Source organism: Spirosoma endbachense (genome assembly GCF_010233585.1).
Classification (GTDB): domain Bacteria; phylum Bacteroidota; class Bacteroidia; order Cytophagales; family Spirosomataceae; genus Spirosoma; species Spirosoma endbachense.
In genome coordinates, this window is the sequence record NZ_CP045997.1 from 3,858,715 (window position 1) to 3,874,808 (window position 16,094).

Annotated in this window: 12 protein-coding genes and 1 riboswitch; of the genes, 5 read left to right on the forward strand and 7 right to left on the reverse strand. The window is 44.8% G+C overall.

All coding sequences use genetic code 11. The annotated features are described in order from the left end of the window. Positions 1–557: 557 nt before the first annotated feature. A complete protein-coding gene (locus tag GJR95_RS15570) occupies positions 558–1,445 on the reverse strand; it encodes a Ppx/GppA phosphatase family protein (protein WP_162386751.1) in 888 nt (295 codons plus the stop codon). Positions 1,446–1,611: 166 nt separating this feature from the next. Then, positions 1,612–1,727: riboswitch (SAM riboswitch) on the forward strand. A 158-nt stretch (positions 1,728–1,885) separates the two neighbouring features. Between GJR95_RS15570 and metH the strand changes: the two genes are divergently transcribed. After that, a complete protein-coding gene (gene metH, locus GJR95_RS15575; RefSeq protein ID WP_394369993.1) occupies positions 1,886–5,617 on the forward strand; it encodes a methionine synthase in 3,732 nt (1,243 codons plus the stop codon). Here the strand turns inward: metH and GJR95_RS15580 are convergent. The 4 genes from GJR95_RS15580 to GJR95_RS15595 all read right to left on the reverse strand — a co-directional run bounded on the left by GJR95_RS15580 (position 5,614) and on the right by GJR95_RS15595 (position 9,859). Beyond that, positions 5,614–5,853: a hypothetical protein gene (locus GJR95_RS15580; protein WP_162386752.1), complete on the reverse strand. Its 240-nt coding sequence runs from the start codon at positions 5,851–5,853 to the stop codon at positions 5,614–5,616. The genes metH and GJR95_RS15580 overlap by 4 nt on opposite strands. A gap of 63 nt (positions 5,854–5,916) precedes the next feature. Next, positions 5,917–7,686, reverse strand: a complete 1,770-nt coding sequence (locus tag GJR95_RS15585; RefSeq protein ID WP_232541194.1) for a S8 family serine peptidase — start codon at positions 7,684–7,686, stop codon at positions 5,917–5,919. Between the two features lie 26 nt (positions 7,687–7,712). Further along, positions 7,713–9,143, reverse strand: coding sequence for a hypothetical protein (locus GJR95_RS15590; protein WP_162386753.1), 1,431 nt, complete (start codon positions 9,141–9,143; stop codon positions 7,713–7,715). A gap of 164 nt (positions 9,144–9,307) precedes the next feature. Continuing rightward, entirely contained in the window at positions 9,308–9,859 is a 552-nt protein-coding gene (locus GJR95_RS15595) for a fasciclin domain-containing protein (protein ID WP_162386754.1), read from the reverse strand. 516 nt (positions 9,860–10,375) lie between these two features. Between GJR95_RS15595 and GJR95_RS15600 the strand changes: the two genes are divergently transcribed. From GJR95_RS15600 to GJR95_RS15610, 3 genes are all read left to right on the forward strand, one after another. Next, a complete protein-coding gene (locus tag GJR95_RS15600; RefSeq protein ID WP_162386755.1) occupies positions 10,376–10,591 on the forward strand; it encodes a hypothetical protein in 216 nt (71 codons plus the stop codon). A 751-nt stretch (positions 10,592–11,342) separates the two neighbouring features. Continuing rightward, positions 11,343–12,050, forward strand: coding sequence for a sensor histidine kinase (locus tag GJR95_RS15605; protein WP_232541195.1), 708 nt, complete (start codon positions 11,343–11,345; stop codon positions 12,048–12,050). 113 nt (positions 12,051–12,163) lie between these two features. Next, positions 12,164–12,811, forward strand: a complete 648-nt coding sequence (locus GJR95_RS15610; protein ID WP_162386757.1) for a response regulator transcription factor — start codon at positions 12,164–12,166, stop codon at positions 12,809–12,811. Positions 12,812–12,869: 58 nt separating this feature from the next. On the opposite strand, the gene GJR95_RS15615 is transcribed toward GJR95_RS15610, so the two are convergent. Next, positions 12,870–13,490: a type II toxin-antitoxin system HicA family toxin gene (locus GJR95_RS15615; protein WP_162386758.1), complete on the reverse strand. Its 621-nt coding sequence runs from the start codon at positions 13,488–13,490 to the stop codon at positions 12,870–12,872. A gap of 691 nt (positions 13,491–14,181) precedes the next feature. Then, positions 14,182–15,138, reverse strand: a complete 957-nt coding sequence (locus GJR95_RS15620) for a GDP-mannose 4,6-dehydratase (protein ID WP_162386759.1) — start codon at positions 15,136–15,138, stop codon at positions 14,182–14,184. Between the two features lie 186 nt (positions 15,139–15,324). Here GJR95_RS15620 and GJR95_RS15625 point away from each other — a divergent pair, with 186 nt between their 5' ends. Continuing rightward, on the forward strand, positions 15,325–16,092 hold the full coding sequence (locus GJR95_RS15625) for a tyrosine-protein phosphatase (protein WP_162386760.1): 768 nt from the start codon (positions 15,325–15,327) through the stop codon (positions 16,090–16,092). Positions 16,093–16,094: the final 2 nt, after the last annotated feature.

The following is a 16,094-nucleotide window of genomic DNA, read 5'->3' on the forward strand; positions in this document are numbered from 1 at the left end:
AGATTTCTATGGCTGTAATTAAATTTAATTGAAACGAAGGTGACAAATAAAGGTTGGTTATAAAGTGATATCAGGTTGTAGTAGTACCATATTACACTGTTTTAATGTTAAGAATAGTAAAAAAACAGATTGGACATTTTCTCAAAATCTCAAATTTTTGTAGTCTTAATGGTGTTTCTTATATAACAATAGCCGAAATATTGTAATAGATATTGGCTTTGGTTATACTATTGCGGCTATAGGTAGCAAAAAGAAAATAATTGACAACAAGAATACCCTTTATAATTGGGTGACTTCGTAACTAGAACAAAGTCGAAACCAGTATACATTTGTTTTGGGCTGTGTCGATACGCAATTCATTGGTGGTTATGCAGAAAAGATTGTCACCCTGGTGAATGTCCTCTATGTATAGCTGTCAACCAAAATATGTACCGATTACTATTCGTACAATAAATAGTATTCGGCCCACCGATTGTAAGAGAGAATATGTCAAATTGAAAATCCCGGCGATCTTATTTCGCCGGGATTTTTTGTTAATGAGTCTACGGGCAACTTGTTTAGAGAACGTGTTTTTTCTTCCCGAGCTGGGCGTATACTAGTTGAATAATACCGTCTTTCAGGCCCAGGTCTGGAACAATAATCTTATCGGCTCCAGCCCATCTCATGACGGAAATATAAATCCCGGCGGCCGGTACGATCACATCAGCACGGTCGGCATTAAGGCGGAGTTTGTTGATGCGGTCTTCCTGGTCAAACCCAGCGATGTAATCACGAATCCGTTCTATTTCGGTAAGGGTGGTTTCTAATTCTGAGGTTTTAGACGCCAGGTTGAATAATTTACTGATGTTACCTCCGGTGCCGACAGCGATAATTTCTTTAGATGAATCGATATTATCCTCAACCCAGTCTTCAATTTTTCGCCAGGCACCTTTGGTTTCTTTGCCTTCCAGTAGCCGCACCGAGCCGATTTTGAACGACTTGGAATTGATTTTCTGACGATTTTCATAAAGGTTCAGTTCGGTGCTGCCACCGCCAACATCGATATGAAGAAACTGCCGTTCATCGAGTGCCTGAACAACCACATTATTGATGAGTTCAGCTTCCTTGCTCCCATCGATAATATTAATCTTAATGCCTGTTGATGCTTCGATACGTTTAGCGACATCATGCCCATTGGAGGATTCACGCATGGCCGATGTCGCGCAGGCCATATAATCTTCCACTTCATGCAATTCCATCAGCAGTTTGTAAACCTGCATTAGTTTGGTGGTTCGGGCTTCACTTTCAGGAGTAAGCTCGCCAAAATTAAATACATCGTGCCCCAGCCGAAGCGGGAAACGTACGTATTCGACACGCTTGAAGCTAACAACGTTGTCGTTATGTAACACCGTTGAGATCTGCAGACGAGCTGCATTGGAACCGATATCGATGGCTGCTAGTTTCATCAACTATAGTTAGGTAGTGACCAATTCGCCGGAGCGGGGAATGAGCGAACCAGTGAACGGGATTAGTCACAAACTAGTCGCCTGTTCATTAATTCGCTCATTCAAAAATTCGCCCAAAAGTAAGCTATTTTTGGGACTATGGGTAGAATATGTATCTTTGCATAAGTGCTTATCAAGAAAGACGGAGGGATTGGACCCAACGATGTCTTGGCAACCAGCCGCTTACTATACAAGTAGGAAAAGGTGCCGCATTCCACCCCAATTTTTGGGGACAGATAAGTTAGCGTTTCTGCTTCCTTCCCCTGTTTTGATAAGCCCCGGTTTTTACGCTATACTATTTTAAGGCCGCCATTGGCGTGCCTTTAACTCTATAAATTTTGTATCAATTGGAACTGATTACAGACCTTCTGAAACAAAGAATTCTCGTTCTCGATGGTGCCATGGGAACGATGATCCAGCGGTATAACCTGACTGAAGCCGATTATCGGGGTGAGCGCTTTAAAGACTATCCACACGATGTAAAGGGAAATAATGATTTGCTGTCGATCACGCAGCCGCAGATCATTCAGGAAATCCATAAACAATATCTGGAAGCAGGGGCCGACATTATCGAAACCAATACGTTCAGCGGTACATCCATTGCTATGGCGGATTACCACATGGAAGAGCTGGCCTATGAACTGAACTATGAATCAGCCCGCATAGCTAAGGAAGTAACGGAGGAATTAACCAAGCAAAATCCTGATAAACCACGCTTTGTTGCGGGAGCAATGGGGCCGACAAACCGTACTGCTTCCCTTTCGCCCGATGTAAATAATCCGGCATATCGGGCTGTTACGTTCGATGAACTGGTGAATGCCTACTATGAGCAGGTAAGCGGTTTAGTGGAAGGGGGCGCCGACTTGCTGTTGGTCGAAACGATCTTTGATACACTGAATGCCAAGGCGGCTATGTTCGCCATTGATAAGTATTTCAATTTAAACCCGCAGCAGCCTGTTCGCCCAATCATGATCTCCGGCACCATTACAGATGCCAGTGGCCGGACATTATCAGGTCAGACAACCGAAGCTTTTTTATATTCAGTTTCCCATTTGCCCTTGCTAAGTGTAGGGCTCAACTGTGCATTGGGGGCCGAATTGATGCGGCCATACATTCAGACGCTCTCGAAAGAGGCACCGTTCTTTACGTCGGCCTATCCGAACGCGGGTTTGCCCAACGAATTTGGCGAATACGACGAAACGCCGGATATGATGGCATTGCAAATCGAAGATTTCATTAAAAGTAGTTTTGTCAATATTGTTGGTGGTTGCTGCGGCTCTACACCCGACCACATTCGGGCCATTGCCGACGTAGCGGCCAAATATCCGCCACGGCAACTCCCGCAACCTGAGCCCTATCAGAAGTTGAGCGGACTTGAACCGCTCAAAATTACAGAGCAAACGAATTTCCTGAACGTTGGTGAACGAACCAACGTGACAGGTTCCAAGAAATTTGCCCGGCTTATTAAGGAAGGTAATTACGACGAAGCACTGAGCATTGCACGTGGTCAGGTTGAAGGCGGAGCGCAGGTGATCGACATTAATATGGATGAAGGCATGTTGGATTCGGCGGAAGCCATGAAGACTTTCCTGAACCTGATTGCTGCCGAGCCTGATATTGCCCGTGTACCCATCATGGTCGACTCATCGAAATGGGAGGTCATTGAGGCAGGGCTGAAATGCGTTCAGGGAAAAGCCATCGTAAACTCTATTTCGCTCAAAGAAGGCGAAGAAGCGTTCATTGAACGGGCCCAGTTAGTGAAGCGATACGGGGCGGCTGCGGTTGTGATGGCATTCGATGAAACCGGCCAGGCCGATTCGTACGAGCGTCGTATCGAAATCTGCGAACGAGCTTATCGAATTCTGGTCGATAAAGTTCATTTCGCCCCGCAAGACATTATTTTCGACCCCAATATCCTGACTGTTGCAACGGGTATTGAGGAGCACAATAACTACGCTGTTGACTTTATCAATGCTACGCGCTGGATTAAGCAAAACCTGCCGCTAGCTAAAGTAAGTGGGGGCGTATCGAATATTTCGTTCAGTTTTCGAGGCAACGATGTTGTGCGTGAAGCCATGCACTCGGCCTTTCTGTACCATGCAATTCGGGCAGGTATGGATATGGGTATTGTCAATGCCGGGCAATTAGAGGTTTATGACAATATTCCAAAAGACCTGCTGGAACGTTGCGAAGATGTATTGTTAAACCGTAGAGACGATGCAACAGAACGGTTAGTTGATTTCGCCGAAACCGTAAAAGCAAAGGGGAAAGCGATCATACAGGACGAAAGCTGGCGGCTCGAACATGTTAATGAGCGGCTCAAACATGCGCTTGTAAAAGGTATCACAGACTATATCGATCAGGATGTAGAGGAAGCACGTCAGCTAGTCGAGCGCCCTTTGCATGTCATTGAAGGTCCGCTGATGGATGGTATGAACGTTGTTGGCGATCTGTTTGGCGCGGGAAAAATGTTTCTGCCACAGGTTGTAAAGTCGGCACGGGTCATGAAAAAGGCCGTGGCTTATCTGACCCCATTTATTGAAGCCGAAAAATCGGGAGAAGGCTCATCATCGGCCGGAAAAATCCTGCTGGCAACCGTCAAGGGCGATGTTCACGACATTGGCAAAAACATTGTTGGGGTCGTATTGGGCTGTAATAATTACGAGATCATTGACCTTGGCGTGATGGTCCCAACGCAGAAAATTCTGGATGCTGCCCGCGAACATAAGGTTGATATTATCGGTCTGAGCGGATTGATTACGCCCTCCTTAGACGAGATGGTCGGAGTTGCCAAGGAAATGGAGCGTCAGGGATTCACCCTGCCCTTGCTGATCGGTGGAGCCACAACGTCACGTATTCATACAGCAGTTAAAGTTGATCCGCATTATTCGGGTCCGGTCATTCACGTACTCGATGCCAGCCGGAGCGTTCCGGTTGCCGGGCGGCTTGTGAGTGAAACCGATGCTACTCGCGAGCTGATTTTTACTCAAATTAAAGCGGAATATGCCAAACTCCGCGATGACCATGCCAAGCGTCAGAAGGAGAAAAATTTGCTGGGAATCGAAAAGGCGCGCGCTAATCGCACCGTAATTGATTGGCAGAATTTCGAGCCGACCAAACCAACTTTTCTGGGCAATCGCTATTTCGATGATTATTCGATTGCAGAACTAGCCAATTACATCGACTGGACGCCTTTTTTCCAGACCTGGCAATTACACGGTAAATATCCGGCCATTTTCGACGATGCAGTCGTTGGGAAAGAAGCGCGTCAGCTGTTCGACGATGCGAATCAACTCTTGCAGGAAATCATCGACAATAAGCTGCTGAAAGCCAAAGCTGTGGTTGGATTCTATCCAGCTAACTCGGCCGATGATGACGTATTGTTACACGATTTTGAAGAGAACGTACGCGATGTTCCCTGCGAACGTCATGGCTCACATCGACACATCGAATATAAAATCAGCAAAGCCCAGTCGCAGACGGCAGTGAGTTCGGCAGGGGAGTTGATATATGATACCAAAACGGTGCTTCACTTCCTGCGTCAACAGAATCAGAAAGCGCCAGGATTGCCAAACTTCTGCCTGTCTGACTTCATTGCTCCTTTAGAAAGCGGTCGGGAAGATTATATTGGCGGGTTTGCCGTTACGGCGGGAATTGGTATCGAAGCGTTGATCGACAAGTTTGAGCGCGACCATGACGACTATAACAGCATCATGGTGAAGGCGATTGCCGATCGGCTGGCTGAAGCATTTGCTGAACGGATGCACGAACGCGTACGAACAGAATTCTGGCCGTATGCCGTTGGTGAAAAATTGAGTAATGAGCAATTGGTCAAGGAAGCTTATCAGGGTATCCGTCCTGCTCCAGGCTACCCGGCCTGTCCTGACCATACCGAAAAGGGTAAGCTGTTTGATCTGCTGGACGCCAACAAAATTGATATTGAACTAACCGAAAGCTATGCTATGTATCCAGCGTCTTCGGTGAGTGGTTTTTATTTCTCACACCCCGAATCAAGGTATTTTGCTGTCGGCAAAATCAATAAAGACCAGATTCTGGATTATGCGCAACGGAAGAATATGCCCGTAGAAGAGATTGAACGCTGGCTGGCTCCGGTGTTGAGCTATGATGCTTAAATCCGCTTTTCGATTACAGGCTGAGTGAGCGGAATTTTGTGAGTAATCTCAGGTTTCGCTGTCCACTCAGGTAGTTTTTGCAACAAGTCGGTAAGGGTATCTGGTGCGGCTTCGATTAAAAGCATTTTCCGGCTTGTATTTAAAACCTCAACCTGCGACTGTATACTCTGCAAATCGTTCACAGGCATAGTCGAAGGGCCTTCATAGCGAAGGATATAACGATTGGAAGTTTGCATGATATTGACTTGTTAGTCGTTGTCGTTGAGTATAACAATAACAACGACTAACAAGTTTGCGGTCTATGACTCAACAAATTGACCAAGGCCTTCAAACACGGTTCCGAAACCAAGCGATTTCGCTTTTGATGTAACGAATTTAATAATTTCTTCGGCTCGGTGCTGATCGCGGGGAAGCGCCAGTAAGTCAGGGCGAGTGGATAATAATCGGGCTGCAACACCCGTAGCAGTCGGACATGCCATTGATGTACCGCTCATTGGGGCTCGGTCACCCGCCAGGCCTGGCACGGTTGAAATGACTGCGACACCTGGGGCAATCAAATCAACGCTAGCCTCTGCCGAAGCAATATTCGAAAAAGCAGCCACAAAATTCTTTTTGTCAGGACTGCCGAATGGTGCTAGTGCATTGGGAGTATCGCTGGTATTGGCGGGAAAAGTTCCACGACGTCCCATTGCCCCAATGGCCAGAGCTAGCGAAAATGAAGCGGGGAAACTAACCTGTTGCCTGCCGTCATTACCTGTTGCAATCAAACAGACCGTGCCGCTTTGAAAAGCAAATGTTATGGCATCTTCAAGTGCTTCATCCCGCTCACCACCACCAAGACTCATATTAATTAGGTCACAACCATCGGCAACAGCTTTCTCGATAGCGCTCGCAATGTCGAAATTTGACGCACCCTCGGCTCCCCGACCGAAAACCCGATAAGCAAATAAGCTGGCCGCGGGAGCGATACCGCGTAAACCATTGGGCGCTTGTCCTCGTGCCGCAATGATGCCTGCAACATGTGTACCGTGTTGGTCTACATCGGCGAAATCACCTGTATTATCCCCCGTAACAGTACAAGTCCCCCCCGATACTGCCAAATCGGGATGTGGCCCGATTCCTGAATCGATAACGCCCACTTTCACGCCCTGACCTGAGCCAGCCGCCCCATCCGGGTAAAAATGCCGTCTGACATCGATGTGTCCAGGTTTAATAGGCGTGAGTATCAGGGTATCGCCAGTGGCTGGCAGGATGTTTCTTCGAAGTAACGACCAGAAGTTTTTGGTGGGGAATACATATAACCGTTCCAGTGTTCGATTACCAAGCCCTATTAGATTTATCTCACCATTGGCATTCGTAACGCCATCGGTTCCTGCCCGTTGGTCGAAATTAGTAAATCCAACGACTCTTGCTCCCTCAATAGGGTTACCAGCGGGATCAGTTACCCGAAGGTGAAGACCTGCAACGGCTATATTACCAGCCATCGTCTGAACCCGGCGTTGAGGAGTGGGCGGTAAGCATCGTTGTAGGGTGTAAAACCGTTCCGGTACTATCCGAATGCCTGGCTGGGCGGCTCTCAACTCAGTTAAGGCGTTCTCTGGCATTTGTACTAACTTAATACCTGTTTCACCCGTTGAGTTAAGGACGGTCGCACTCTCAGGTATATCATCATGAATAAGGCTGTTGAGCGAAATGCCTACACTCATGGAGCGAAAAAAGGCGTTGTTCGTTTGGCTATGATCAGCAGTAGATCTAATTCCTCTGGTAGGCAGAATGAGGAAATTTTGGGGCGATGCCGCAGAGGCACATAGTTTGATGAGGAAAGGCCCCGATATTGCATTACCAACTGGCGAAGTCAACTTGGCTGTAATACGATGCCTATTTCCGGTTCGGGGTGTTTCATCGAAATTAACTATAATTGGACTATGATCAAGTGTAATATCCTGTTGCAGTGACGATTGCCCTTCTATGTCAACTACGAGCTGAGCCTGCGCCCCGCTCAGATCTGTAGGTTCGATTTTGACACTTAGTTGACAGGCAGACAGCGATAATTGAATCTTTACAGCCATGATTTAATACGTTAAACAGTTAAGAGTTAGGGAACATTCGTTAGCTCGGACGTTGTCGAACTGAATAGACGCATCAGGTCACCAAGATTAGAAAGGCGAAGGGAAACACCAAAACCTGGCATCCACTGAAATTGAGGGGCACTTTTGTTAAGTTTAAAAAATGACCACCCTGCATTAAGTCGAAACGCTTCATTTAGCCTCAGGCTGGCACCAAGAAAATAGATTGGCTTAGGATTCTCGCCCACTACCTGAAAGAGAGCCACGCCAAGCGAGGGGGCAATGCCAAAACCCTGGGTTTCTGACCGTATTTTCCCACATCGTTTTCGCCAGGCCTCCCGAAGCTTAGGCCCCAAAAAATCCTGAAAATAGGGGCTTATCATGAAGAAAAAACCGGCATACGCATTGGCGGCTGCCTGCGTAGTATTCATAGGAGCAGTTACATCCCCTTTAAAGTTAGGAAATGCTAAACCAGTTACGTCAATACTGGCATACTTCAAAATTTCAGTGGTTTCAATAGATTCACTCTGGAGCGTACTTACATAAAATTGTCCGCTGGAAACAAAGGCAAGGAATTCCCGCTGCTTCTGATTGAACTTGTCTATTGGTGCGGCAAAACGTTTCTGTGCTGCTAATGTACGTGCATAATCATTGACAGAGCTAGCAATGGAATTAACGGTTCTGATTAAGGTTGCGTCCGTAGTTCGATTTCGTAAACTATCTAAAACTCTTTCATAGTTTGGTAGTAATAACGAGTCGGCTACGCTTTTCCAGCTTAGTAACTCCAGACTATCACTATCAATCAGCAGAGGACGGTTTAGTATCGATTTATCTTTTAAGTCTTTCCAGCCATTCTCAATATCGCTTCTTTCATTATCCAATTGAGTCGTGATCGAATCAAGTTTAAAAATCAGGTCTAAATCGGATTCAGAAGAAGTTAATTTCTGGAAGTTATCAGTAATAACTGCATTAAGAGGCTTCTGGTCGGATGTCTTAAATAACGCTAATTCAACAGGAATAGAAGCTTTATATAAACTGTCGATGGTGGCCTTGGCCTGAGTGTCGTTAAGTCCCGGAAAAGGAGTTTGTGTCAAATCCTTGCTGAATTTGCTGTATGCTGCATTCAACAGGTCACGTACTTTGTTTGTGTCGGCCTGATTTGCTTTACGAAGTGCATCAAACACAAACAACACTTTTGCTTTGGCTGGCAGAGCGGGTAAAACACCCGCCCATGACCCATCGGAGTGAACCGAGATTGGAATCGCTTCTTTCTTCGTACGGTAGTATATGGTTAACGACAATGATTGTAAACCAGGAGTTTTGCCGTTAATACCAGACACTTCCCCAAAAGGAATCTGACTACCTGGAGCAGCTTCATATTTATCATTAAATATGACCTGTCCTACTACTTGTGCATGAGTGGCTACTAAAAAGATTATTATTAATACTAAAGGTTTCATGCGATGGGTGGGGAGTTAGCTAGACAAAGCTACCGGTAGCTACACTCACCCACAATGGGAAATTCCCCGTATCAGGACGCAAACTCACCTATTTATGAGGTTAAAAAGTAAAAGCCCCGAAGAAAAATCTTCGGGGCTTTTACTTTTTAACCAGAATCGAGTTATTATGGCATCAATACTGTATCGATAACGTGAATTACGCCGTTTGACTGATTCACATCTGGAATCGTAACCGTTGCTACGCCACCTTTAGCGTCTGTCAACTCAATTTTCTTACCTTTTTGCATGGCTGTAAGTGTACCACCGGCAACCGTGGTTAGGGTTGCCTTTCCACCTCCATCTGCAATAGCTTTCATGAGATCGGCAGCACTCATTTTGCCCGACACTACATGGTAAGTCAGAATGCCGGTTAACATGGCTTTGCTTTCTGGCTTAACCAATGTCTCAACGGTACCTTTTGGAAGTTTGTCGAAGGCTTTATTGGTTGGTGCAAACACCGTGAATGGACCAGGACCAGACAGTGTTTCGACCAGGCCAGCTGCTTTAACAGCCGCTACCAGTGTCGTATGGTCCTTTGAGTTCACTGCATTTTCGATGATATTTTTCGAAGGATACATGGGAGCTCCACCAACCATAACGGAATTTTCCTGAGCAAAAGAAAGATGGCCGATCGTTAAAAAGGTAATTAGAGAAATAAATAATTTGAACGTTTTCATGTCGTAAGTTCAGTTGAAAAAAAAATGATTACTATAAATGAACTGTGTGATCGATCGACGTGAAGACTTACGCAGGCAGGCAGGGCTTTGGATTTAAATGGGCAAAAGATTTTTACTTAAGAGTAAATAAAGGTGGGTTATCTGGCGAGTGATGGGCCGTTAAAACAGGCTTGAATGACATAAAAAAACCGCCGGGTTTATATCCCGGCGGAATGATCCTTTTAAAGGGTGCATGTGGATGGATATGCGGATAAATCAGCCATACAAAATTGGCTCATAAACAACTACTTATTCAGGGGGAATTTACCCAAAGCTATACGGGGAATATACGGTTTTAGAGGAGGGAACTTTCCCGTATTTTGGAGAAAAATCCCGTATCTTCAATTGCAATTAATTGTTTATCAGACAATTACACTTTATACATGCAAGATGTTTATCGGAAGTGATCTTTCTATTTACCTCAATAAGAATTACCTTAGCCCTGGTAGAAATTTCCCACTATTTATTCATACCATTATGCTAGAATTCGTATTCAAACGGACAGAACTAAACGACTTGATTCAGTCGTCGGGAGACATTGATAACGGCAATGTCGTTATTCGATTGGCGTTTTCGCCAGGAGATAATAAAGTATTCCCGGCGCGTGTGACCGCCTTTTGCGAGGATGCTGCTGGAAAAGCTCTGGGAGACGATGAGATTAGCGGTTGCCCAAGGCCTCCTGGCTGCGAGTAAGTACAAAAATGAAATGTTGATACCTGATTTCGCTTACGATGTGGCCAGTTATTAGAAGAGCCATTGATTACTTCGACACGGTCCCTCCTTTGCTGTTACTGATCCTGGCTATAACCGTGATGGTTCGGCCAAAGAGGGACTATGTTTTCTATTATATCTGTTGTCAGTTCATATTCAATGGCTATGCCAATCTCCTGAATGAACTTTTAAGAGATAATCTGTTTGTCTACTCACTCAATTTCACATGGTCTTATTTCGTCCTTTCACTCTATTTTATTGATATTTATAATTCCCCTGTTTTAACCAGACTTATTCTTTTCATTGTTGTATTATTCCAGGTTGATTCGCTGTTCAACATTGAACAGGTAACTTCTGAAATAACGTTTAATAGTATATCTTTTGGGATTATTAGCCTGTTAATCACCTTCTATTGCCTACTCTATTATACCAAACAGTTATCTACGCAGCCTAAAGAAAACATCTTACATGTTCGTGATTTTTGGTACGTAAACGGTATCTTTACTTACTACGCCAGTAATTTTTTTATCTTTCTGACATTCAATACGTTAGTGAACAGACATTATACCAATATCGGTATAATATGGAAAATTCATAACGTAGTTTTTCTGGTGATGTGCATTTATTTTTTCGTTGGATTACAATGCAAGCCTTCGCTGGAGAAATCGGAATCGTCATTATAGCAACTCTTTTTTTGCTCTTAATAACGGTCGCTCCTATTTTATTCGTGCTTATGCATCAACGCCAATATCATCGCTATTTATCTGATAAAGAGGAGATTAAAAACTTAAATCAGCGCGAACTCCTTCAGTCTCAATTAGAAATCCAGAATCAGACTTTTCAACAGATTGGCGAAGAACTTCATGATAACATAGGCCAGCTGCTTACAGTAGCACTCATGCGGCTAAATACACTCGAAGACGAGGTTATCGACCCGGATGCTCAGCAGTCTGTACAGCAGACCCGCGAGATCATCAGAACGATCATCACCGATGTGCGTGCGCTTGCGAAAACACTTGATCACGATACAGTTCGACGATTTGGGCTATTGGCTAGTCTGACCCTTGAACTCGAACGGATTCAACGGACTGGGCGTATTCAGATACAGTTTCAGACGAGTGGCGAGACGTATTCGCTCGGTGAACAAACCGAGACAGTGTTATTACGCATGACTCAGGAATCGTTGAATAATGCGCTCAAACATGCTCAGGCTCAGACCATAACGGTTTCAGTCGATTATCAGCCGACTCTATTTATACTCTCAATTTCCGATGATGGTCGTGGGTTTGAATTAGAGGATGTAGCTAAACGAACCCTTGATAAAGCTGGGGTAGGATTGAACAATCTTTACCGGCGGGCCGGGCTGTTAGGAGGCACCTGTAGTATCATTAGCCACCCCGGTGCTGGAACGCACGTCGAAATTAAGCTACCGCGTACGTAAACCGTTTAAAATATAAACGGTTGTTTTTCTAAAAATACTTACATCTGGGTATTGTCTACGATGGTGTAACTACCTACTTTTCAGGGATCAAACCATATCCAGCCATCGTACCTATGCCTACTTCCATTGCTATTGCCGATGATCATCGTCTATTGGCCGAGGCCCTTTCCGACCTAATCCAGAAATATGATAATTACGAAGTCCTGTATGTAGCCGCTAACGGTCGTGATCTGTTAAACCGACTGCACCAGGGACCCGTTCCAGACATTGCACTGGTTGATTTGAATATGCCCGAAATGGATGGTTTTGAAACGGCCGTACAACTTCGTCAGCATTATCCTGCAATACGTGTATTAGCGCTTTCAATGACTGATCGTGAAGAACATATCGTTCGCATGATTCGGAACGGCGCGCGCGGTTATCTCCTCAAAGGATGCCGACCTGCTGAGCTTCGCCAGGCTCTGGATGAAGTTATGGCTAAAGGGTTTTATTATTCTGATTTCCTGACTTCACAACTTATTCGTAGCTTAAATACTCCCGAATCGGGCAGCTCATCTTCCTATTTCAACCTTAATGGTCGTGAATATGATTTCCTGAAATTGGCGTGTAGTGAGCTCACATACAACGAAATAGCTGATCGTATGTGTGTGAGCCCACGTACTGTTGATGGCTACCGCGAGGCTGTTTTTCAAAAAATGGGTGTTCGAACCCGAGTCGGTATGGTTATAGAGGCCGTACGTAACGGGTTAATTGAGTTATAAGCCGACCCAGATCGAGTTTGTGTGTTTCTGGCGCTGAATGCCTGCCTAAATTTGTGGATCAGCGAATAGACACTTGTAGCAACTGGCGACCTAATTCATGAATTGAGGCCTCCAGACGTTCTGCCTGCTCGACGGAAGGGAATCTCGAACCTGTCATGAATCGATTAATCGACTCCATATCAATGCCAGCATGGCCAGCAATGTGATTGGCTTTCAGCTGTTTAAATAGATCCCAAACGGCGGTTGTATCATACACTGGCTCGAATATAATCGACTCAAATGTCGAGCGATAGCATACACTTTCATCGGTTGCGTAGTCAATAAGAACCGTCCGCAAGGTATTTATTACATTTTCTACACTATTACCGCGAGTAGCAGCTAATAGGCATGGGGTTTCTATACGGCCCCAAATGGATTTTCCTTGCTTTTCCAGAATAACATTAAACGACTTGGTATGACGAAGAACCGTTGTCCAATGGCTGGTGCCTCCTGACTTATGGGCTGCCCGCAAGATAGCATTAAGCGTACCGGTCGGCACTTGCTCTAAACCAGTTGCAGGAATAATAAAACAGGTAGCATGGTTTCTGGTCGAGTGGCCCAATAAGCTATGGGTTTGATGCTTTTGGATAACTTCCCAACCTTTTTCCTGGAGTAACCTATTAAGTGCTGAAATCTTCATAGGGAAAGAAGCTTGTATATAACGAGATAGACATGTAAATATAATACTGGAAAAGAGACTAACTGGGCCGTTTAATTAATTTTTTAGTATGTTTTTCTCTCTTTCATAAACAAAATAGTATCCACAAGTTATAATATTGTTTTTTTTGGTATTTATTTAAAATAATAAAGAATCTATTTAATACAAAAGCTGACATAATAAAATTTATGTAACCATAATATAACAACATAAACAAATAAATTGTTTATACTATCTAATAGATACATAATTTATTGCCTCTTTATCCGAAACGTTAGCTCAAAAGTCAGCTGACAAGTGTCTAATCTTACCGTAAATCAATACTTAAGATTAAGAGGGTATCGGGCCTTAGTAGTTAGTAAGTGATGAAATTATACGCTAATTTCTACTACTAACTCGGTTCTGGAGGGCCAGTTTAAGGCATTGTAGCACAATTAACAGGAGCGGTGCGGAGAAGATCTTCAGTAGTAGTGGTAAATGTACACTTCTTCCCGTAATAACGAAAAGCCTCATACTAATATATTTTCCTTCGTATTAAAAAAGTCGCAAAAACAGTTTCCAGATAGGGCGTTTTTAGCTATTCTCTGATAGATGTAAAACAGTATAATGATTAGATTCGAGTTATGATCCTGGACCTTACCAGGACCATAACTCGAATCAGTTGTATTGGTACTTACAAACAAAGCACGGTTTGTCGATACCAGCGGACGAAGCGATTGATGCCTTCTTCGATATGAATCGATGGTAGATAACCTATTCGGTTACTGGCTCGGTGTAAATCAGCCGAGGTCAGTGTTACGTCGCCAGGCTGATTGGGTTGCCAATCAATAACGGCCTTTTTACCTACAGCCTGTTCGATCAGACTAACCAGATCGCGAAGATTAATGGAAGCTACCCCACCTATATTTAACAGGTCAAAGCCATTCAGATGATTGATGGCCTGACTAATTCCCATTACTGTATCGTATATATAGGTATAGTTGCGGGACGTACTACCATCGCCATAAATTGTAATGGGCTGTTCTCCATACATTTTCTCAGTAAATCGGCTAATGGCCATTTCGGGACGCTGACGAGGACCGTAAACGGTAAAAAATCGAAGGCAGGCTACATCAAAGCCATGCAGATGATGGTAAGTATGTGCCAATAGTTCGGCTGACCGCTTCGACATCGCATAGGGCGATAAAGGCCGATTTGCTTCGTCGTCTTCCCGGAATGGTACAAAACTGGAATTGCCATAAACGGATGATGAAGAGGCCATCACTAAACGCCGGACGTTTGTTGTCCGCATCGCTTCGAGTAGCGCTAACGTACCGTTAACGTTGACATCGATACACAAAGCTGGTTCTCGAACCGAATCCCGAACACCCGTCCGGGCAGCCAGGTGCACAACCGTATCGCACTTATATTTACGGAGTATATCCGTCAACAAGGCCTGATCGCGCACATCGCCCTGGACAAATCCGAAATTAGTATGCTCTTTAAATAAGTGTAAATTTATTTGCTTTCTGCCGGGGTCATACTGGTTATCAAAATTATCCAGCCCAATCACGGTGTGACCAAGTGTAAGCAGATGTTCGGTTAGATGTGAGCCAATAAAGCCAGCTGCACCTGTGAGTAAAATTCTCATAGATAGGAATGCTTATCAGGTTGAACCACTGGAAGATCCGGTAAAAAAAATTGTTTCAGGATGAACATAGGTGTGGTATTCTGATTGTTCGAATCTAAATTTTACGGTAGCTTTCCATAAAAAAGCGTATTAGTTTTGGGCATTCAGCAAAATCAGTAAGCATGAGTATACTCCTACTTTACTAGTATGCGTTTCTGGCAAACTATTCGGCAGACCATTACGTCGCGCTCTTCTCAAACACTGGAAGCCATGACTGAACCATGCTTTTGGCGGGTCGACATGCATTCCCATCTAATTCCAGGCATAGACGACGGAGTCAAAGATCCTGAGCAAGCCGTTGCATGCCTGAAACAACTTTCAGCCTGGGGTATTCAAAAAGTTATCACAACACCACATGTCAGCCGTGACTGGTATCCTACCGAATCGGCCACACTGCGAGCCGGGCAGGCTACTCTTCAGGCACTTGCCGCTGAAAACAACCTGCCGCTGCAGATCGAAGTAGCCGCTGAATACCTGCTCGACGAATTTTTCCCCGAACTTTTGGCTACTGATGATCTTCTTACCTTTGGTTCGTCGCGTTACCTCCTTGTTGAAGTCGGCTGGGCAGCTGCTCCCCGGCAGCTGGACGATTTGCTTTTTCGCATACAAACCCGAGGTTACACACCTGTATTGGCTCATCCGGAACGTTACTCGTTTTACTATGAAGACCAAACCACACTCACGAATCTGCGTGAGAAAGGTTGTCTGTTTCAATTAAACTGGGCCTCGCTTACCGGCCGTTATGGCGAGCGTGCTCAGGCTCAGGCTCGGTTTCTGTTAAAAAAAGGCCTGGTCGATTTCGTTGGTAGTGATATGCACAGACCCGCTGACTTCACCTCTCTTGCTGCGCTGTTTACAACTTCCGATTATGAGTTACTCCGAAAACAGCCACTTCTCAATGAATCGTTGCTCTGATC